Source organism: Cohnella boryungensis (genome assembly GCF_042651945.1).
GTDB classification, from domain to species: Bacteria; Bacillota; Bacilli; order Paenibacillales; family Paenibacillaceae; genus Cohnella; species Cohnella boryungensis.
Genome location: NZ_JBHSED010000007.1, coordinates 16,969 through 37,240 on the forward strand (window position 1 = coordinate 16,969; position 20,272 = coordinate 37,240).

13 protein-coding genes and 1 riboswitch are annotated in these 20,272 nt (G+C 59.4%); of the genes, 1 reads left to right on the top strand and 12 read right to left on the bottom strand.

Annotated elements, in window-relative coordinates:
* Positions 1-398: 398 nt before the first annotated feature.
* The 11 genes from purH to purE form a co-directional block, all read right to left on the bottom strand.
* Positions 399-1,946: a bifunctional phosphoribosylaminoimidazolecarboxamide formyltransferase/IMP cyclohydrolase gene (gene purH / locus ACFO1S_RS06105; protein WP_204606186.1), complete on the bottom strand. Its 1,548-nt coding sequence runs from the start codon at positions 1,944-1,946 to the stop codon at positions 399-401.
* A gap of 15 nt (positions 1,947-1,961) precedes the next feature.
* Positions 1,962-2,615 (bottom strand): phosphoribosylglycinamide formyltransferase, encoded by a 654-nt coding sequence (gene purN / locus ACFO1S_RS06110; protein ID WP_204606185.1) that lies wholly within the window; start codon positions 2,613-2,615, stop codon positions 1,962-1,964.
* Positions 2,612-3,658, bottom strand: coding sequence for a phosphoribosylformylglycinamidine cyclo-ligase (gene purM / locus ACFO1S_RS06115; protein WP_204606184.1), 1,047 nt, complete (start codon positions 3,656-3,658; stop codon positions 2,612-2,614). The genes purN and purM overlap by 4 nt, the downstream gene beginning before the upstream one ends.
* Positions 3,659-3,746: 88 nt before the next feature.
* Positions 3,747-5,243 carry an amidophosphoribosyltransferase gene (gene purF / locus ACFO1S_RS06120; protein ID WP_204606183.1) on the bottom strand — a complete coding sequence of 499 codons (1,497 nt, stop codon included), beginning with the start codon at positions 5,241-5,243 and terminating at the stop codon, positions 3,747-3,749.
* Entirely contained in the window at positions 5,240-7,495 is a 2,256-nt protein-coding gene (gene purL, locus ACFO1S_RS06125; RefSeq protein ID WP_204606182.1) for a phosphoribosylformylglycinamidine synthase subunit PurL, read from the bottom strand. Before purL ends, purF begins: the two co-directional genes overlap by 4 nt.
* A complete protein-coding gene (gene purQ / locus ACFO1S_RS06130; protein ID WP_204606181.1) occupies positions 7,473-8,165 on the bottom strand; it encodes a phosphoribosylformylglycinamidine synthase subunit PurQ in 693 nt (230 codons plus the stop codon). The genes purL and purQ overlap by 23 nt, the downstream gene beginning before the upstream one ends.
* A 7-nt stretch (positions 8,166-8,172) precedes the next feature.
* Positions 8,173-8,415, bottom strand: a complete 243-nt coding sequence (gene purS / locus ACFO1S_RS06135; RefSeq protein ID WP_204606180.1) for a phosphoribosylformylglycinamidine synthase subunit PurS — start codon at positions 8,413-8,415, stop codon at positions 8,173-8,175.
* Positions 8,416-8,545: 130 nt separating this feature from the next.
* On the bottom strand, positions 8,546-9,436 hold the full coding sequence (locus ACFO1S_RS06140) for a phosphoribosylaminoimidazolesuccinocarboxamide synthase (RefSeq protein ID WP_204606179.1): 891 nt from the start codon (positions 9,434-9,436) through the stop codon (positions 8,546-8,548).
* A 106-nt stretch (positions 9,437-9,542) separates the two neighbouring features.
* Positions 9,543-10,838, bottom strand: coding sequence for an adenylosuccinate lyase (gene purB / locus ACFO1S_RS06145; protein WP_204606178.1), 1,296 nt, complete (start codon positions 10,836-10,838; stop codon positions 9,543-9,545).
* Between the two features lie 6 nt (positions 10,839-10,844).
* Entirely contained in the window at positions 10,845-12,035 is a 1,191-nt protein-coding gene (gene purK, locus ACFO1S_RS06150; protein ID WP_204606200.1) for a 5-(carboxyamino)imidazole ribonucleotide synthase, read from the bottom strand.
* Positions 12,036-12,100: 65 nt separating this feature from the next.
* On the bottom strand, positions 12,101-12,589 hold the full coding sequence (gene purE, locus ACFO1S_RS06155) for a 5-(carboxyamino)imidazole ribonucleotide mutase (RefSeq protein ID WP_204606177.1): 489 nt from the start codon (positions 12,587-12,589) through the stop codon (positions 12,101-12,103).
* Positions 12,590-12,769: 180 nt separating this feature from the next.
* Positions 12,770-12,868: riboswitch (purine riboswitch) on the bottom strand.
* A 231-nt stretch (positions 12,869-13,099) separates the two neighbouring features.
* Here purE and ACFO1S_RS06160 point away from each other — a divergent pair.
* On the top strand, positions 13,100-18,790 hold the full coding sequence (locus tag ACFO1S_RS06160) for a carboxypeptidase regulatory-like domain-containing protein (RefSeq protein ID WP_204606176.1): 5,691 nt from the start codon (positions 13,100-13,102) through the stop codon (positions 18,788-18,790).
* An 87-nt stretch (positions 18,791-18,877) separates the two neighbouring features.
* Here ACFO1S_RS06160 and ACFO1S_RS06165 read toward each other — a convergent pair whose 3' ends face one another.
* Positions 18,878-20,227 (bottom strand): NCS2 family permease, encoded by a 1,350-nt coding sequence (locus tag ACFO1S_RS06165; protein ID WP_204606175.1) that lies wholly within the window; start codon positions 20,225-20,227, stop codon positions 18,878-18,880.
* Between the last annotated feature and the right edge of the window lie 45 nt (positions 20,228-20,272).

The window sequence follows — 20,272 nt, forward strand, 5'->3', positions numbered from 1 at the left end:
CACTCCCGGCAACGAATTAGTTCAACTTTGGAAAACTAATGCTCTCCCAGCACACTTCCAACAGCCAGTTAGTTCGACTTTGGATAACTAATGCTCTCCGAGCATTTTACCGACAGCCAGTTAGTCAACTTTAGTGAACTACTGCGCTCCCAGCACACTGCCGACAGCAAATTAATTCGACTTTGGATAACTAATGCGCTCCGAGCACACTTCCGACAGCCAGTTAGTTCGACTTTGGATAACTAATGCTCTCCGAGCATTTTACCGACAGCGAGTTAGTTACACTTTGGCCAACTACCGCGCTCCGAGCACCAAGCGAACAGCGAGTTAGTTCGATCTAGTCGAACTAACTCGCTCTGCTCCGGCTCCAGGCCGCTTCCGAACCTGATTCTCAGGGTCTAGTGCTTGAAATGACGCACTCCCGTCACGACCATCGCGATATTGTTGGCGTTAGCCGCTGCGATGGATTCCGCGTCCTTGACGGAGCCGCCCGGCTGGATAATCGCCGTAATGCCTGCTTTGGCCGCCAGCTCGACGGTATCTCCCATCGGGAAGAACGCATCGGAAGCAAGGACGGAGCCGCGAGCCTTCTCGCCGGCTTGCTCGATGGCGATGCGCGCTGCGCCTACGCGGTTCATCTGTCCCGCTCCAACGCCGACCGTCATGCTGTCGCTAGCAAGCAGAATCGCGTTCGACTTCACATGCTTGACGACCTTCCAGGCGAACAACAGCTGCTTCATCTCTTCAGCGGTTGGAGCGCGTTCCGTCACGACGGTCAGATCGCTTTCGCTCAAGCTATGAACATCGCTCTGCTGTACGAGCATACCGCCCTCTACGCTGGTTACCAGCCACTCGGAGCTGCGTTCCGCTGCCGAAGGCAACGTGCCGATACGCATCAGGCGAATGTTCTTCTTGCGCTGAAGAATATCCAGCGCTTCCGGCGTGAATTCAGGCGCGATAATGATCTCCAGGAAAATCTCGCTCAGACGGTTTGCCGTCTCCGCTCCGATCGTCCGGTTCGCGGCCACGATGCCGCCGAAGATCGAAGTCGGATCGGCTTCGTACGCTTTGCGGTAGGCTTCGTCGATGTCCGCTCCGATGCCGACGCCGCAAGGGTTCATATGCTTCACCGCCACGACCGCAGGCTCGTCGAACTCCTTCACGATGGCCAGAGCCGCATTCGCGTCGCTGATATTGTTGTAGGACAGCTCCTTGCCGTGCAATTGCTCGGCGGAGGTAATGTTCCCGGTGGTGGCCAGCGGCTTGCGATAGAAAGCCGCCTTCTGGTGCGGGTTCTCGCCGTAACGAAGCTCCTGCACCTTCTCGTAGGTAACCGTCAGGCTCTCCGGCAGCGGATTATCCAGCTGCTTCGCGAAATAATCGGAGATGAGCGCATCGTAAGCCGAGGTGTGACGGAATACTTTGGCCGCCAGGCGCTTCCGCGTCTCCAGCGTCGTATCGCCGCCGCTGCGGACTTCTTCCAGCACCTGCGCGTAGTCTCCGGCGTCCACGACGACAGTGACGAACGCATGGTTTTTGGCTGCGGAACGCAGCATCGTCGGTCCGCCGATATCGATGTTCTCGATTGCGTCCTCGTAGGACACGTTCGGCTTGGACACCGTTTCCTTGAACGGATACAGGTTAACCACGACAAGATCGATATAGTCGAGATTCAGCTCCTGCATTTGCTTCGTATGTTCGGCCTCGTCGCGAATGGCCAGCAATCCGCTATGAACGGCCGGATGCAGCGTTTTGACCCGTCCGTCCAAAATTTCCGGAAATCCCGTTACCTCCGAAATTCCGATAACCGGAACATTTTCCTTCTCCAGCAATGTCTTCGTTCCGCCAGTCGAAATCACCTGCACGCCTTGCTGCGCAAGCTCGCGACACAATTCCACGATTCCGGTCTTGTCCGATACGCTTACCAGCGCTCTTCTGATTCCCACGAATGAATCCTCCGTTCAGTTGTTTATCGTCACCTTGCGTCCTTCAAGCGTTACGCGCCCTTCGGCGATCCAGCTCACCACTTGGGGAAGCAGCTCGTACTCCGCTTGTTGAATTCGCGCGCCCAAGCTTTCCAGCGTATCCTCGCTCGCGACCGGAACGGCCTTCTGGGCGATGATCGGCCCCGTATCGGTTCCCCCGTCCACGAAGTGAACGGTCGCCCCCGTCAGCTTCACGCCGTATTCGAGCGCTTGTCCGATCCCGTTGATCCCCGGAAAAGCAGGCAGCAGCGCTGGGTGAATATTGATCATTCGCCCGTAATAAGGCTCTACCAGCACTTGGGTAACCAATCTCATATAACCGGCCATGACAATCAGATCGATGCCGCGCGACTGAAGCTCCGCCACAATCTCGGCCTCGTAAGCCTCGCGTGAAGCATATTGCTTCGGCGAGAAAACATAGGTATCGATGCCGAAGCTGCGGGCTCTCTCCAGCACATAAGCGGAAGGCTTGTCGCAGACTACCAGCTCGATCCGCGCGGGAATCCGCCCTGCCTGCACGGCCTCGGCGACCGCTTGAAAGTTGCTCCCGTTGCCGGATGCGAACACCGCGATCTTAAGCGGAGATGCGGGCCGGGGAGCTTTCGCCTCTCCTGCATTAAGGACGGTCATGGCAGCTCAACGCCTTCGAAGGTCACGATCTTGCCGCCTTCGGTTACCGTCCCGATCCGGTAAGCCTGCTCGCCTTGCTCCTTGGCAATCGCCAACGCCTGATCCGCTTGCTCCGCCGGAACAACCAGCACCATGCCGATGCCCATATTGAATGTCGTATACATATCGCGATCCGTGATGCCGCCCGTTTGCTGCATCAGGCCGAAGATCGGAAGCACGGGCCAAGAGCCGCGCGTAATGTCCGCATTGACGCCCTCCGGGAGCACCCGAGGAATGTTCTCGATAAATCCGCCGCCGGTAATGTGCGCCATGCCTTTAATCTCTATGCTTTCAAGCAGCTTGAGAATTTGTTTGACATAGATGCGGGTCGGCTCGATCAACACGTCGCCCAGCGTGCGGCCTTCCAGCTCGGCCGGCTTGTCCGTCAGAGCGTAGCCCTTCTGCTCCAGCAGCAAGCGGCGCACGAGGGAGAAGCCGTTCGAGTGAATGCCGCTTGAAGCCAGTCCGATAAGCGCGTCTCCGGGCTTGATCGTCGATCCGTCGACCGCTTTCTTGCGGTCCACGATTCCGACCGTGAAGCCTGCAATATCGTATTCGCCTTCCGCGTACATGCCCGGCATTTCCGCCGTTTCTCCGCCGATCAGAGCGCAGCCGGCTTGCTGACAGCCATCCGCCACGCCTTTGACGATCGCTTCGATCTTCTCGGGGACGACTCTGTCGCACGCCAGGTAGTCAAGGAAGAACAGCGGCTCCGCGCCGGTCACGATCACATCGTTAACGCACATGGCGACGGCATCGATGCCGATCGTATCATGCTTGTCCATGGCGAACGCCAGCTTCAGCTTCGTGCCGACACCGTCCGTGCCGCTGACAAGTACCGGCTCCTCGTATTTGTCTTTATTCAGGCTGAACAGACCGCCGAATCCGCCGAGACCCGTCAGCACTTCCGGACGAAACGTCTTCTTGACGTGTTTCTTCATCCGTTCGACCGCTTCGTTGCCGGCCGCGATGTCGACTCCGGCTTGTTTATACGCTTCGGACAATGGTTTCAACTCCTTGTAATGGGTAAGCCCGCTTTCGGCGGGCTTGTTCGACGTCTGCGCCAGCAGCCGGCCGATCGCGTCTTCGCAATCAGTCGCAGCTGCACGAGGTCAGCTTGGCTTCCTCGAAACGGACTTTCGTCGGGTAATCGTTGTTAAAGCACGCCATGCACAATCCGCTGTTGTACTCGTTGCTGTGAATGCCTATGGCGTCTCTCAAGCCGCTGTCGCTCAAATAATAAAGCGAGTCCGCATTAATCGCCTTGCGGATTTCCTCCACCGATTTGCTGGAGGCGATCAGGTCGGCCGGATTCGGCGTATCGATGCCATAGTAGCAAGGGTTCATGAACGGCGGGGAAGTAATCCGCACGTGCACCTCCAACGCTCCGGCGTCGCGCAGCATGTTGACGATTCTCAGCGAGGTCGTGCCCCGAACGATGGAATCGTCGATCATGACGACGCGTTTGCCTTCCACGACTTTGCGGACGGCGGACAGCTTCATCTTGACGCCCTTCTCGCGCAGCTCTTGAGAAGGCTGGATGAACGTGCGTCCCGTATATTTATTTTTGATCAGGCCCAACTCATAAGGAATTCCGGTTTGCTCCGCATAGCCGATCGCCGCCGAAATGCTCGAATCCGGCACGCCGGTGACGATGTCCGCGTCCACGAACGATTCCTGAGCCAGAATCTGGCCCATCCGCTTCCGCGAGGAATGCAGGTTCACGCCGTAGATATCGCTGTCGGGACGCGCGAAATAAATATATTCCATCGAGCATACCGCCCGCCGCTCCATCGGAGCGAAGCGGTCCTCGCGCAGCCCGTTCTTGTCCAGCACGAGCAGCTCTCCCGGCTGTACGTCTCGCACGTACTCGGCGCCGATCGTTTCCAGCGCGCAAGATTCCGAAGCGAAGATATACGCCTCGCCCAGACGCCCGAGCACCAGCGGACGAAGTCCCTGCGGATCGCAAGCCGCGATCAGGCAATCCTTAGTCTGAATGAGGAATGCGTATCCCCCGATCAGGCGCGCGAACGCGTCCTTCACCGCTTCGACCAAATCCTTGGGCGAACGGGCGATCAGATGCGCAATCACCTCGGTGTCGCTCGTCGTCTGGAATATCGAGCCCGAATCCTCCAGCTCCTTGCGAATGCCCGGCTCGTTCACCAGATTCCCGTTCGTGCAGACGGCCAGATCGCCGCCGCGATACTTGAACACGAGCGGCTGCGCGTTCGCCAGGCGGCTTGCGCCGGCCGTCGAATAACGCACATGGCCGATCGCCTGGCTGCCCTGCAGCGATTCGAGACGATCCCGATCGAACACTTCTTTGACGAGTCCCATTCCCCTATGGTAATGGAACGTGCCATTATCGGACGTGCAGATGCCGCAGCTTTCCTCGCCGCGATGCTGCAACGCGTGAAGACCGTAATACGAAAGATTGGCTGCGTCCGGGTGTCCGTACACCCCGAATACGCCGCACTCCTCTTTCACCTTGTCGAAAATGGATTCCCTGCTGCCGTTGCCCTCGTTGTAATAATCCCCGGTCCAGAGCCGCGTCACTGCCGTCCCTCCGTTCGCAACGCTAGATGTCATGCCGTCTTACCGTTCATCCGGCTTGGGATCGCTTGCTTCCACTCGTCCCGAAGCTCTGCGATCGATGCATCAATCGCATCATATCCGCCAATGCTTACCTTCAAGCGGTCGCCCGCTACCGTACCCAGACGCTGCAGCGGAACTCCCGCAGCTTCAACGAATGCCGCCAGACGGTCCGCCGCCTCCGGCTTCGCCGTCAGCAGAATCCGCGATTGCGATTCGCTGAACAGCGCCAGGTCCGGACGCAGATTCGTCTCGAACGTCACATCCGCGCCCAGGCCGCGGCCGAAGCCCGCTTCCGCAAGCCCCGCCGCAAGGCCGCCTTCGGACAAGTCATGCGCCGAAGCGACGAGCCCTTCCTGAATCGCGCCGAGAACCGTTTGCTGGAGCTTTTTCTCGATCGCCAAATCCAGCTCCGGAGGACGTCCTTCCGTTATGCCGTGTACCGCGTATTGGAATTCGCTGCCGCCAATCTCCGCTTTCGTCTCGCCAAGCAGGAAGATCGCGTCGCCCTCCGCTTTGAATTCCTGTGTCGTAATGTGGTCCGTGTCGTGTACGAGCCCAACCATGCCGACGACTGGTGTCGGGTAAATCGCGCCTTTGGTATTCTCGTTGTATAAGGAGACGTTGCCGCCGATTACCGGCGTTTCCAGCACGCGGCAAGCCTCGGCCATGCCGTCGACCGACTTCTCCATCTGCCAGAACACTTCCGGCTTCTCCGGGCTTCCGAAGTTCAGGTTGTCCGTGATCGCCAGCGGCTCTGCGCCGGAGCAAACGATGTTGCGTCCCGCTTCCGCGACCGCGATGCGTCCTCCGACTTCGGGATCCAAGTAGACATAACGCCCGTTGCAGTCCGTGGTCATCGCTAGACCTTTGCGCGTTCCGCGAATCGTAACCACCGCCGCGTCCGATCCCGGACGAACAGCCGTCTCCGTGCGCACCATGTAGTCATATTGGTTGTATACCCATTCCTTGCTCGCAAGAGACGGGGAACCCAGCACCTTTTTCAAGGCTCCGTTCAGATCCAGCACTTGCTCGTAACGGTTCGTATCGATCGAACCATTCTTCAAATAATATTCAGGAACCGCAGACGGCTTGTTGTACACCGGGCAGTCGTCGACCAGCGCCTTGACCGGCATGTCGCCGACCAGCTCGCCTTTGTGGAACAGCTTCAGACGGCCATCGTCGGACACCTTGCCGACCTTCGCGCAGTGCAGTCCCCAACGGGCGAAAATTCCTTTCGCCTGCTCCTCGTGCTGAGGCTCGCAGACGAACAGCATCCGCTCCTGCGACTCCGACAGCATCATCTCGTAAGCCGTCATGCCTTCCTCGCGCTGCGGAACCTCGTCAAGGTACAACTCCATGCCGTTGCCCGCCTTGCTCGCCATCTCCGCGCTGGAGCAGGTCAATCCGGCCGCGCCCATATCCTGAATGCCGAGCACGATGCCGGAATCGATCAATTCCAGCGTAGCTTCCATAACAAGCTTCTCCATGAACGGATCGCCGACCTGTACCGCCGAACGCTTCGCTTCGGATTCCGCCGTCAAATCCTCGGATGCGAATGTCGCGCCGTGAATGCCGTCCCGTCCCGTCGCCGGGCCGACGTAAAATACCGGGTTGCCGATGCCCTTCGCGACGCCGCGCTGGATTTTGTCATGGTCGATCAAGCCTACGCACATCGCGTTAACGAGAGGGTTGCCTTCGTAAGCCTCATCGAAGTTCACTTCGCCCGCAACCGTAGGAATGCCGATGCAGTTGCCGTAGCCCGCGATTCCGCTGACGACGTGCTCGAACAAGTAGCGGACGCGCTCGCTTTCCAGACGGCCGAACCGCAAGGAATTCAGCAGAGCGACCGGACGGGCGCCCATCGAGAAAATATCGCGAATGATGCCGCCGACGCCTGTCGCCGCGCCCTGGTAAGGCTCAACGGCAGAGGGATGGTTATGGGATTCGATCTTGAACACGACCGCTTGGTTGTCGCCGATATCGACGATTCCCGCGCCTTCGCCGGGTCCCATCAGCACGCGAGGGCCTGTGATCGGGAACCGCTTCAGAAGCGGCTTGGAATTTTTGTACGCGCAGTGCTCGGACCACATTACGCTGAATACGCCGATCTCCGTGTAGTTCGGCTTGCGGCCCATGAATTCGCAGATCAGGTCGTACTCTTTGTCCGAAACGCCGAATTGCTTGTATATTTTCTGATCCGCGATTTGCTCGACGGTTGGTTCCTTAGCGGATACTTGCTGCGCCATTGCGTTCCCTCCAAGCGTTTAATACTGACGTAAACATCCGTGCGCCGTCGGCGGAGCCAAGAATATCCTTGACCGCGCGCTCCGGGTGAGGCATCATGCCGACGACGTTGCCCGCTTCATTGCATACGCCGGCGATATTGTCGACGGAGCCGTTCGGATTGTCGCCCGTATAGCGGAAGACGATCTGATCCTTAGCCTTAAGCGCAGCCAAAGTCTCTTCATCTACATAGTAGCTGCCTTCCCCGTGAGCGATCGGAATCGTAATGACCTCTCCCTGAGCGTAAGCGTTCGTGAAGCCCGTCTTGGCGTTCTCGACCGAAAGCTCGACCTGATGGCAGCGGAACTTCAACGAGTTGTTGCGAATAAGCGCGCCCGGCAGCAGTCCGGATTCCGTCAGAATCTGGAACCCGTTGCAGATGCCGAGAATGAACTTGCCGGCTTGCGCCGCTTTCTGAACCTCCGCCATAACGGGCGCGAATTGGGCGATTGCGCCGCAGCGAAGATAATCTCCGTAGGAGAACCCGCCCGGGACGAGAATCGCGTCGTATTCCGAAAGATCGGTAGCCGTATGAAAGACGTAATCGACTGGCTCGCCGACGGTATCTTCTACCGCTTTATAGCAGTCGATGTCGCAGTTGGAGCCGGGAAAAACGAGGACCGCGAATTTCATGAGCGCATCAGCCCTCCAATTCGAAGCGATAATCTTCGACGACCGTGTTCGCCAGAAGCTTCTCGCACATGACTTTGAGCTTTTCCTCCGCTTGCGCGCGATCGTTCGTATCCAGATCGATTTCCAGGTACTTCCCGATTCTTACCTTGTCGACCTCATTGAATCCGAGCGTATGCAGCGCGCCCTGTACCGCGTTTCCTTGCGGGTCGAGCACGTTCTGCTTGATCGTCACGTATACCTTTGCTTTCATGGGGAGTCCTCCTGAATATGGGGTGGTGGATGTTTGATTAGAGCGATAAGGCCTGCTGCTTATGAATGAGTCTCGTCTCGTGCGGCGCTCGTACAGGGAAAAAGGTCCTGAAGGCGCGATTCCGCAAAATTCAGCGCGATTCCGTCAGCTTGCGATAAATTTCGCGATAGCGCGACGTCGTCGCCTCGACAACCTCCGCCGGAAGCGGTGGCGGCGGGCTGTTCTTGTCCCAGTCGGAGCCCGCCAGATAGGCGCGCACCGGCTCCTTGTCCATGCTGTCGATCTCGGCGTCCAGCTTGTAGTTCTCCTTCGCCCAGAAGCGCGAGGAATCCGGAGTGAACAACTCGTCGATTAGAATTATGTCCCCGTCGATCAATCCGAACTCGAACTTGCAGTCCGCCAGCAGAATGCCGCGTTCGGCGCAATAATCGCGTCCGAACTCGTACAGCTTCAGGCTGCGATCGCGCAGCGCCTCCGCAAGCTCCTTGCCGACTCGGCGAGCCATCTCCTCGAACGGAATGTCCTCGTCGTGCCCGACGTCGTTTTTGCCCGCCGGGGTGAAGATCGGCTGCTCCAGCTTGTCGTTCTTGCGCAGCCCCTTCGGCAGGCCGATTCCGTTCACTTCGCCCGTCGATTGATACTGCCGCCAGCCGCCGCCCGTAATGTAGCCGCGCACGACGCATTCGATATCGATCCGCTTCGCCTTGCGGCTGACCATAATGCGTCCGGCCAGCTTCTCCGGCTCCGTCACGATGTCGCCCAGCCTCGCAACGTCGGTGTGTATGACGTGGTTCGGCTGAATGGCTGCCGTCTGCGCGAACCAATACGCGCTCAGCCCGTTCAGCACGCTTCCTTTGCCCGGAACCGGAGGATCAAGCACATAGTCGAATGCCGAGATTCGGTCGGTGACGACGATCAGCAGATGTTCGCCCAGATCGTACAATTCCCGCACCTTGCCCTTATGAATGAGAGGGGCGTTCACGAGTCCTTCGGCGGTAGCCAAAGCTTGGGTGGTGGTCATTTCCTGCCTCCTAGTATCGCTTCTGCAATAGATATCCGTTCATCGGCTCAGATTCCTCGTTAAGCCAGACCTGATTTCGCCGGACTTGGCGCTTTGCAAGCTTTCCTTACTTCAAGCCCAATCGGTCGAAAATGGTATCCACATGCTTCAAGTGCCAGGTCGGGTCGAAGCAATCGGAGATTTCCTCTGCGGACAGCACGTCCGTGATTTCCTTCGTCGAACGCACGATATCGCGGAAGTCGCGCTGCTCCTCCCAAGCCTGCATCGCGCGCGGCTGAACCGTATCGTAGGCCTGCTCGCGGCTGAACCCCTTGTCGATCAGCTTCGTCAGAACGCGGCCCGAGAACGGCACGTTGTACGTGCGGGACATGTTGCGCTTCATGTTCTCCGGGAACACCGTAAGGTTCTTCACGATATTGCCGAAGCGGTTCAGCATATAGTTCAGCAGCATCGTCGCATCCGGCAAGATGACTCTCTCCGCCGAGGAGTGCGAGATGTCGCGCTCATGCCACAGCGTCACATTCTCGTATGCGGTGAGCATATGGCCGCGAATGACGCGGGACAAGCCGCTCATATTCTCGCAGCCGATCGGATTGCGCTTGTGCGGCATCGCGGACGAGCCCTTCTGCCCTTTGCCGAACGGCTCCTCGACCTCGCGGAATTCGCTTTTCTGCAAGCCGCGAATTTCCGTCGCGAACTTGTCGATCGAAGTCGCGATCAGCGCCAGCGTGGCCATGTACTCGGCATGGCGGTCGCGCTGCAGCGTCTGCGTGGAGATAGGCGCCGCCTTGATGCCCAGCTTGCGGCAGACGAATTGCTCGACCGCCGGATCGATATTCGCATACGTGCCTACGGCTCCCGACATCTTGCCGAATTGCACGCCGTCTGCGGCCCGCTCGAAGCGCTCCAGGTTCCGTTTCATTTCTTCGTGCCACAGCGCCAGCTTCAGGCCGAACGTCGTCGGCTCGGCGTGTACGCCATGCGTACGGCCCATCATTGGCGTATCTTTATATTGAATCGCCTGATCCCGCAATATCGCGATGAAGTTTTCGATATCCTTCTTCAAGATCTCGTTCGCCTGCAGCAGCAGATAACCCATTGCCGTATCGACGACGTCCGTCGAGGTCAGGCCGTAATGAACCCATTTGCGCTCGTCGCCGAGGCTCTCGGATACCGCGCGGGTGAAGGCGATCACGTCATGGCGCGTCTCCAGCTCGATCTCGTTGATGCGATCGATGTCGAATTTCGCGTTCTTGCGAAGAGCGACCGTATCCTCATGAGGAATGTGGCCCAGCTCGGCCCAAGCTTCGCAGGCGCACAATTCCACTTCCAGCCATGCTTTGAATTTGTTCTCTTCGGTCCAGATCGCCCGCATCTCGGGGCGGCTATAACGCTCGATCATAATGAGTCAGACCCTCCATATATTCGATTGGGCTATCCATTCCAGAGCCGCTTCCACATTGGGAGCCAGCACGTTCAGATGTCCCATTTTTCGCTTATGCTTCGCTTCCGCCTTGCCGTATAGATGCACCTTGACCTCGACGCCCAGCTTCTCGGCTGCCGTATCCTTCTCGCCCATCCACGCCAGCAGAGACTCCATGTGCTCGCCGAGAATGTTCGCCATGACGACCGGCGTCAGCAGCGACGTATCGCCCAGAGGCAGGTCGCAGATCGCTCTCACATGCTGCTCGAATTGCGACGTGCGGCAAGCCTCCATCGTATAGTGCCCGGAGTTGTGCGGCCTCGGCGCCAGCTCGTTGACGTAGAGCTTGCCGTCCTTCGTCAGGAACAGCTCGACCGCGATCAGTCCGACCGCGCCCAGCGTCTCCGCGATGGAGATCGCCAGCTTCTCCGCCTCTAGCCGAACCTCGTCGTCGATCCGCGCCGGAACGATGGAGAGATGCAGGATGTTATTAACATGGACATTCTCCGCAGGCGGGAACGTCTTGACCTCGCCCGAAGGGCTGCGCGCCGCAATGACGGATATTTCCTTGTCGAAGGCGATGAACTTCTCCAGCACGAGCTGCGTGCCCGTGCGGCTCGCTTCATCCCAGGCCGAAGCCAGCTCTCCCTCCGCGCGAAGCACCCATTGTCCCTTGCCGTCGTAACCGCCCGTGGCCGTCTTCAGCACGGCGGGCAAGCCAAGCTGGTCCGCCGCTGCCTTCAAGCCCTCCAGGCTTTCGATCTCCGCATAAGGCGCGACTCTGGCGCCCGCAGCTTCAATCGCCCGTTTCTCCCGCAGCCGATGCTGGGTCGTGTACAGCAAGGCGCTGCCCTGGGGAACGTAAGACTCCCGCTCCAGCATTTCCGCCACGCCGGCGTCGACGTTCTCGAATTCATACGTAATCACGTCCGAGCGGGAGGCCAGCTCCTTCGCCGCCGCCTGGTCGTCGTAAGCCGCAACGATCTGCTCGGCGGTCTGTCCGCAAGGGCTGTCCGGCGTCGGGTCCAACGCGATGAACCGATAGCCGAGACGATTGCCCGCATGCGCCAGCATTCGGCCTAGCTGCCCTCCGCCCAGCACCCCGACGGTCGCCCCGGGCAGAATCCTCCGCGAGCCCTGGCGCTCCGTCTTCGCGTCCGGAACCTCGCAGCCCATATCTCCGCATGCGGCTCCTTCTTCACCGAACAAATTCACCAGCTTGTTCACGCGATCCTCTCCGTTCATAACGGCAGCTCTCCGTTGTCCAATACCTCTTGAGTGATCCGTTCCCGGCGCGCGGCCACGCGAGCCTGCACCTGCGGATCGAACGCGCCGATCAACTGCGCGGCCAGAAGCCCGGCATTCGTCGCGCCCGCGGCTCCGATCGCGACGGTCGCCACCGGAATGCCTCCGGGCATCTGTACGATCGAGAGCAACGAATCAAGCCCGTTCAACGCTTTCGATTGAACGGGCACTCCGATAACGGGCAGCACGGTTTTGGCGGCGACCATGCCCGGAAGATGCGCGGCTCCGCCGGCTCCGGCAATAATCGCCTTTAATCCCCGCGCCGCCGCGGTTTCCGCATATTCAAACATCAGGTCCGGCGTACGATGCGCGGAAACGACTTTTTTCTCGTACGGAATGCCGAGCTCCTCCAGCACTTCGCACGCCTTTTTCATCGTATCCCAATCCGACGTGCTCCCCATGATGACGCCGACAAGTGACGACATAATTCCACCCTTCCCCGTTTGCCTTCTAATGTGTGGTTGAGCCGTTAAAAATGAAAAAGGATCGATGGGAATACCCTCAGTATTCCCCAATCGAACCTTAACTTCTCTACTCATTCAGCGCGGTCAGGCACGGCGACAAGACAAAGCCCGAACCAGGGACGGTCCGCGCTTCACTATTAGCGTCGTTAACGATTGCCGCGTAGTCCGGAAATTAGGGTTTCCGGGTAGAGACGTTCGGGCCGATTCCCGACATATACGCGCATGGCGCATGCCCTCGAACGGGCAAGTCCTTCTGCTTGTATGACGCTTCCTAGTGTACCCCAGACGAGGAAAACTGTCAAACAAAGACGAACGCTTTCCTTCTCAATAATTCTTAATGTTCGGATTTGAACATAAACCGATAGACATGCTCGCCGAATCAAGGGTGACAAGAAATTTTTACCGAAGATGAACCGGAATTCCAGCCTTGCATAGGCTAAAAGAACCCTGACTAAACAAAGGAGCAAATTCATGCCCTTCCCCTCAAGCAGCCAGTTCGTGCCGGTTACGCTGGGCGGCGCGCCATTGGTCGATCCGCCCAAGGATGTGTCTCCGAGCGAGACGGACATCGTCGGCACTGCCGCCTTTCCCGCCGCCTATTACGCTTACGATGGCACCAACGTTTATTTTCGGCTGCGCCTCAATAGCGATCCCAGATCCCGAAGCGTCTTCAAAAACTTCGCATGGGGCGTATTGTTCGACACCGACGGCGATGCTTCGACCTACGAATGGGAGCTTGTCGTCAACGGCTTGGACAACACCGTGGACCTCATCCGCAATACGTCCAAAATTCCGGACTCTCTGAAGGATCAAGCCGAAGGCACGGACGGCAAAGGCACTCCGAATCTCAGTCTGACGATCTGCAATTTCGACATCGCCAGAGCCGGGGAGACCGGGGACGGCTCGGCCATCGGGAGCAGCCCGAACTACTTCCTCGATTGGTTCATCCCCGCCGCGACGCTGTTCCAGCTTCTGGGCATTCAAGCCTCGTCGGCTCTTCGACTGCTTTTCTTTACGGCAACCAACAACAATAACTTCAATAAAGATTTCACCGGCGCGGGGCAGACGCTAAGCACCGCTTTCTCCGACCCGTTGACGATAGACGGGGGGGACTGCCGGGCCAAGCTGTCCGTCACCCAGAGCCTGGGAGACGCCGCGCCTGTCGTGATCGCGGGTGTCCAGACGACGCTCCGGGGCACCTTCAACGTCGCCAATGCCGGACGAAGCGGCGCATCCACCCTTTTCGTCAACGCTCCTTTTTCCTTCGATAAGCTCATTTCGTTCACAATCACGCAAACCACGACGGGCAACGCGGCTTTTAACCTGCTTACCCAAACGTTGACCTGGAACATCGGCAATCTGGATGCCGGCGCAGCAGCTTCGCTTCAATTCCAAGCGGTTGTCTTGTACACCTCCGTCGGGACGAGGACCGTTGATACGAAGACGACGACGGGCGTCGATCTGTTTACGGGGGCGGCGCTGAAAGTCGCCGGAGTCGCGACGAGCGTGAACGTCTCCGCGTTCGGCGGCATCGCCGGAACGACGCTGGACCAAATCACCGGCCTGCCCCTCTCCGGCGCGGCGATCCAATCGGTCAACTCGACGACCGGGGCGACAAGCTCCGCGACCACGAGCGCTTCGGGCGTATATTCGCTCGCGGATTTGCCCGCCGGCAGCTATAACGTCTCGTTCTCTTTCCCGAACTACCAGAACGCCTCCGTTCAAACGGCGGTCGCAAGCGGAGCCGTGGCAACGGCGAACGTACTCCTATCCCCCAATCCCGCCGTCGTTCAGGGGACTCTGAACTCCGCCGCGGACGGTACTCCGATCTCGGGGGCGACCGTTCACTTGACCAATTCCCTCGGCGTCCTATCCGCTCAAGCGACGACCGATCCTTCCGGCCTTTACTCGCTGCCAGGGGTGTTTCCTTCCACCTACCGCATCTCGTTCGACGCCTCCGGCTTCCAATCCGTGGGCCAATCGGTTACGCTGGGCGCCGGTCAAACGCGTACGCTGGACGCTTCCTTGCAGCCGAACCCGGGCATCGTCACCGGCACCGTCGTTTCCACGGCCGGCGGCCCCGTTCCGGGAACGCTGCTCGAAGTGCTCGACAACCGCAACAACGTCATCGCGACGACGACCGCCGACGCCAACGGGAATTACACCGTTTCCAGCCTCGCCCCCTCATTGAATTATCGCCTTAGAATTTCGATGGCCGGATTCGTCACCCAGATTATCGGCTTTAAGATCGCCGCCGGCCAGACGACGATCGTCAACATCTCCCTCTCGCCTCTAGCCGGTATATTGACAGGAGTTGTGACCGACGCGGTCAGCGAGGCTTCCTTGCCGGGGGCGAGCGTGCGCATCCTCAGCACGGAAGGCATCGTGCAGCAGACCGCTGCAGCCGGAGCGGACGGCTCCTATACGATTTCAACGCTCAGCCCGGGCTACTATTCGGTCGTGTTCGCGGCCTCAGGTTACGCTTCCGCGACGATCGGCGCTTCCGTCGCCGCGGGCGCCGCCACTGTCTTGAATGCCGGGCTGCAGCAACTGGCCGGAGCCCTCTCCGGCGTTGTGACCCGGACGGATGGCAGCCCCGTAGGAGACGCGGCGATTCGGGCGCTTCAGAACAACGTAATCGTAGCTCGCGTGAACACGGGGGAAGACGGCTCGTACATGCTCGGCAATCTGGCCCCGGGAAGCTATACATTGTCCGCTCGCGCCGACGGATTCGGCGGGCAGGCGCTCGGCGTTGTCGTCTTTCCCGCCCAGACGACGGAAGCCGACTTCACGCTCATTCCCAATCCAGGCTCCCTCGGCGGCAGAGTCACCGCCTCGTCCGGCAATCCGATTGCCGGGGCCGCGATCGCCCTCCAACTCAATCTCGACGGCGGCTCGGTCGCGCTCGTTCGCGTCATCACCGACAACGACGGCACTTACAACCTGCCGAACGTGACGCCGCTTCCTTTCGTCGTCACCGTCTCCGCGACCGGTTTCCAGAACAATTATGCCAGCGTCGTCATCCGTTCAGGCCAGGCTTCGACGCTCGATTTCGTCCTGAACCCGAGCCCGGGCTCCTTGTCGGGAACGATTTCCGGCACGGACGGCAGCCCGATTGCCGGAGCCTCCGTGCAGATTCGCACCGACGTGAACGGAATCGCGGTAGCCAGCGTGTTCGCGGATGAGAACGGCAGCTTCATCGTCGGCAACCTGTCCCCCGAGACTTACAGCGTCGTGGCCTCGGCCGACGGCTTCCAAACCTCGTCCGCTGCGGCCGACGTGCTGCCGAGCGGGAACACCTCGGTGAGCCTCCTGCTTCGGCCGAATCCGGGAACGGTGCTCGGGCTTGTTCTCGACGCCGTTACGAGCGTCCCGATCTTCAGAGCGATCGTCACCGTGACCGACAGGAACAACCTCGTGGCCGGCTCCGCCCTCGTCGATGCCCAAGGCAACTATCAGATCGACGGACTCCCGCCGGGCAACTATTCCATCGTCGTCACGGCGCTTAATTACCAGAGCGGAACGTTCGGGGCGGTCGTTCATCCGGACGCTTCGTCCCCGTACAATTTGGCCCTGCAGCCGAATCCCGGGACGATTCTGGGCAAGGTCGCGCCGGCGGTCGGGGGCGCTCTCGTTCAATTATTCAACCTGAACAACGTGCAAATCTCCACGTCCGTCACGCAGAACGACGGCTCGTTCCAGTTCATCGGCGCGGAGGAGGGCTCCTATTACGCGGTGGCCAGCGCAACGGGATACTCTTCGCGAACGATTGGAATCGACGTGTCGCCCGGTGAAACAGTAAGCACGATCATCGAGCTGACCCCGAATCCGGGCAGCGTCGCCGGAACCGTTCGCGATACGGCCGGCAATCCGATATCCGGCGCGTTCGTCAAGGCGCTGAACGGCAGCGAGACGCTTAGAGGAGTCGTTCAGGCCGATGCCGACGGGCAGTACGTCATCAGCAACCTCCCGATCGGATCGATTCAGCTTCTCGCGTCCGCGACAGACTTCGGCAACTCCGTGCAAGGCGTGCTGCTGAACCCGGGCGAACGAGTAAACGGGCTCGATTTCGCCCTGTCTCCGAACCCCGGCTCGATCTCGGGCCAGGTGACGGACGCGATAACCGGCCTTCCGATCGGGAACGCGAACGTGGACATCCGTACGGGGGACGCGTCCGGTCTGGTCGTCGCCTCCGTCACCGGCAGCCCGTTCGGCAACTTCGTCGTCGACGGGCTGCAGCCCGGGACATACACGGTGTCCGCGAACGCCGACGAATATGCCGCGAGCAGCACCGGAGCCATCGTTCGCAGCGGTCAAAGCGTTCTCGGCTCCGTGGCCTTGACTCCGTCCTTCGGGCGGATCGACGGCGCCGTTTCCGGCGCGTCCGGCAATCCGGTGTCCTTCAGTCAAACCGAGATTCGGATCTTGTCCCGGGACGGCCTTCTCGTCGATACTCCATTCGTTCGCTTGGACGGCACTTTCAGCCTCGGGAATGTATCGCCGGGTACGTATAGCGTGTCGGTCTCCGCTCCCGGATTCGTCACTTCCACCTTGACCGTCAACGTCTCCCCGGGCTTGTCTTCGTCGGCCGACGCGGTTCTTCAACCGGAAGCGGCCATCGTGACGGGCAACGTGCGCAATGCGCTGAACGGGCAGGGAATTACCGGCGTGCAGATCAACGTCAGCAGCGTCGCCGGTCTGCCTGTCGAAACGGCATTCACCGACGAGAAGGGCGGCTTTACGCTGACTGGAGTGCCTATCGGCAACTTCACGATATCGGCATCCGCGTCCCGATTCGGCACGGACACGGCGGCCATCGTAACGAAGCCCGGACGCATCTCGACGGTCGAACTGTCTCTGACCCCCGATCCGGGGGAAGCCTTCGGATTCGTCAGCGATCAGTCATCGGGAGCGAATCTCGCCGGAGCGGCCGTGCGCATCTTCGACGCGACTACGAATATGCTGATCGCGACCGTTCTGAGCGGCAACGGCGGGGAGTATTCCTTCCCCGGTCTCGCTCCCGGCTCGTATACCGTCACCTGCTCGGCGGACGGGTACGCCGACGAGCTCGGCGGCTTCGCCATCTTCTCCGGGGAAGCTACCCGCTACAGCTTCGCTCTCGACCCTCTGCCGGGACGCCTGAACGGAAAGGTGAAGCGTTCGGATACGAACGGGCCGCTTCAGAACTGTCAGGTCGTCGTCCGCCAGTACAACAATTTCGGTCCTCAGCTCGCCGCCGTGCAGACGGATTCGAAAGGCAACTTCGATCTGGGAGAGATCGCTTCCTCCAATTATGCCCTGACCGCTTCCTTAAGCGGATTTTCGACCCGCCAGGATTCGACGGTCGTCCCCCCCGGCGTGACGGTGAGCATCGATTTTCTCCTGCCTCCCTCTCCCGGATCGATCGCCGGGAGCGTCTCCAACGGTAACGGACAGACGCCGCTTCCGGATACTCCCGTGACGGTCGTCGACGGCAACGGGGTCGTCGTAGGCGGCGGAGTGACCGATTCGCAAGGACAGTACCAGGTTCCGAGCTTGCCGTCGGGCGAACAGAATGTCGTCGCCGCCAATCCCCAGTCCCCTCCGGACATCGTCTTCCTGCCGAGCCCTCCGCCCCCCGGCCAGCCGGTCAACCTGATCCAGCGGGGCGCGCAAAGGACGATCGCCGGTACGGTAACGGACAGCGTCAACCTCGTTCCGGTCCCCGGAGCGATCGTCAGCGTGCTCGATCCTTCGACGAACACGATCATTACGACGGGCGTGACCGACGCGGAGGGACGCTTCGAGGCGGAAGGCTTGGGCGCAGGCCCCTACACGTTAACAGCCTCCTCTCCGGGCTACGGCTCAGCGGCGCTCCTGTCCGGAACGGGAGAGCTTCGCTTGAGCCCGGCTTTCGGAACCTTGACCGGAACGATCCGGGACGCGGCCGGGCAGCCCCTCGCCCAGGCGCTCGCGGAAATTATCGAAGCTAACGGAGCGATGCTCGTCCGACAGATTATCAGCAACGCGGCCGGACGGTACACGCTGACGAACCTGGCTGCGGGCGTCGTAACGGCAAGGTTCTCGTTCCCGGGCAAAACAACCGCGCTGCGGTCTCCCGTCATCTTAGACCAGCAGGTTACCGTTCTCGACGTCGTGCTGCTTGACGAAGAGGAAGAATAACATGGAAAACCCCGCCCCACCTCCGTCAATTCGGAAGTGAAGCGGGGTTGATTTATGCCATGAGCCGAGTTCGGCTCATAAACGCGATTATTCTCCGCCGACAAACACGTAGCGTGCGATGACGATAAAGAATAGTACCCACATGAGCCAGTGAATTTTGTGCTTTTTGTCCCCGGCCAAATTCGCCACGAACGCCAGCAGCACGTAGAAGACGATACCGAACGAAATCCCGTTGGCAATGTTGTAGGTGAACGGCATGATCGTAATCGTCAGGAACGCCGGAATACCGATGACGAGATCCGTAAAGTCGATTTCTTTAACCGATTGCACCATCAGCACGCCGACGATAATCAGAGCCGCGCTCGTAGCCGGTCCAGGGATCAGCAGCGCCAGCGGCAGAAGGAACAGCGCGAGCAGGAAGCATGCGCCCGTCGTAATCGCGGTCAGACCGGAGCGTCCGCCTTCGGCGATACCCGCGGAGCTTTCCACGTAAGCCGTTACCGTGCTTGTGCCGAGCATCGCGCCGCCGCTGACTGCGAGAGAGTCCACGAACATCGCTTTGCCGACTTTTTTGTTGCCTTCTTCTTTATTTTTGAAAAATCCGGCTCTGTTGGCCGTACCGACCAAAGTACCGAACGTATCAAACAATTCTACGAACGTAAACGTAGCGATCGCCGTCAGCAAGCCCGTCGTGAACAGATCGGCGAAATCCATATGCCAGAAGTTCAACTCGCCGAAGTTCGGCGTCCAGCTTGCTTCCTTCAACGTATTGAAGTGTACGAGATCGACTCCCGGAATAGCGCCAATCAGCGTGATGACCAGCATGCCGATCAGGATTGCGCCTTTCACGCGCAGGACCATCAGCAGAGCGATAATGCCCAGACCAACGATTGTCAGCCACACCGTTGGATCCTTCAGATGACCCATCGTCAGCAGCGTGCCGCCGTCTTCGAACGCAAGGATCGACATGAGGCCGCTGTTTTTCATGCCTACGATCGCGATAAACAAACCAATACCGACCGTAATCGCATGCTTCAGCGCATCCGGAATGGCCACGACAAGAATCTGCCGAATCTGCGTCACCGTAAGAATGAAGAAAATAATCCCCGAAATAAATACGGCCGCCAGCCCCATCTCAGGGGAGATCGGATTCCCGGTCGCCTGGGAGGTCACAATCGTTGTCGCGAAGAATGCGTTAAGTCCCATACCTGGAGCGAGCGCGACGGGGAAATTGACGAACAGACCCATCGCAATCGTGAAAATACCGGCCGCCAGAGCGGTCGCAAGAAAGACGGATTCAAAGCTCAAACCCGCTCCCGACAAAATACCTGGGTTAACGACGAGAATGTAAGCCATCGTCATGAAGGTCGTAATCCCTGCCATGATCTCCGTGCGTACGTTCGTCCCCAGTTCCTTCAGCTTAAAGAAACTTTCCATGTCTCGATAAACTCTCCCTTCAGATTTGAATGAATCGGAATGCCA

What these genes read in the sequence shown, in the direction of transcription:
- purN (WP_204606185.1), bottom strand. Translation starts at nt 2,615, where the DNA reads ATGACCGTCCTTAATGCAGGAGAGGCGAAAGCTCCCCGGCCCGCATCT.
- purF (WP_204606183.1), bottom strand. Translation starts at nt 5,243, where the DNA reads ATGACATCTAGCGTTGCGAACGGAGGGACGGCAGTGACGCGGCTCTGG.
- purL (WP_204606182.1), bottom strand. Translation starts at nt 7,495, where the DNA reads ATGGCGCAGCAAGTATCCGCTAAGGAACCAACCGTCGAGCAAATCGCG.
- purQ (WP_204606181.1), bottom strand. Translation starts at nt 8,165, where the DNA reads ATGAAATTCGCGGTCCTCGTTTTTCCCGGCTCCAACTGCGACATCGAC.
- purS (WP_204606180.1), bottom strand. Translation starts at nt 8,415, where the DNA reads ATGAAAGCAAAGGTATACGTGACGATCAAGCAGAACGTGCTCGACCCG.
- ACFO1S_RS06140 (WP_204606179.1), bottom strand. Translation starts at nt 9,436, where the DNA reads ATGACCACCACCCAAGCTTTGGCTACCGCCGAAGGACTCGTGAACGCC.
- purB (WP_204606178.1), bottom strand. Translation starts at nt 10,838, where the DNA reads ATGATCGAGCGTTATAGCCGCCCCGAGATGCGGGCGATCTGGACCGAA.
- purK (WP_204606200.1), bottom strand. Translation starts at nt 12,035, where the DNA reads ATGGGCTGCGAGGTTCCGGACGCGAAGACGGAGCGCCAGGGCTCGCGG.
- purE (WP_204606177.1), bottom strand. Translation starts at nt 12,589, where the DNA reads ATGTCGTCACTTGTCGGCGTCATCATGGGGAGCACGTCGGATTGGGAT.
- ACFO1S_RS06160 (WP_204606176.1), top strand. Translation starts at nt 13,100, where the DNA reads ATGCCCTTCCCCTCAAGCAGCCAGTTCGTGCCGGTTACGCTGGGCGGC.
- ACFO1S_RS06165 (WP_204606175.1), bottom strand. Translation starts at nt 20,227, where the DNA reads ATGGAAAGTTTCTTTAAGCTGAAGGAACTGGGGACGAACGTACGCACG.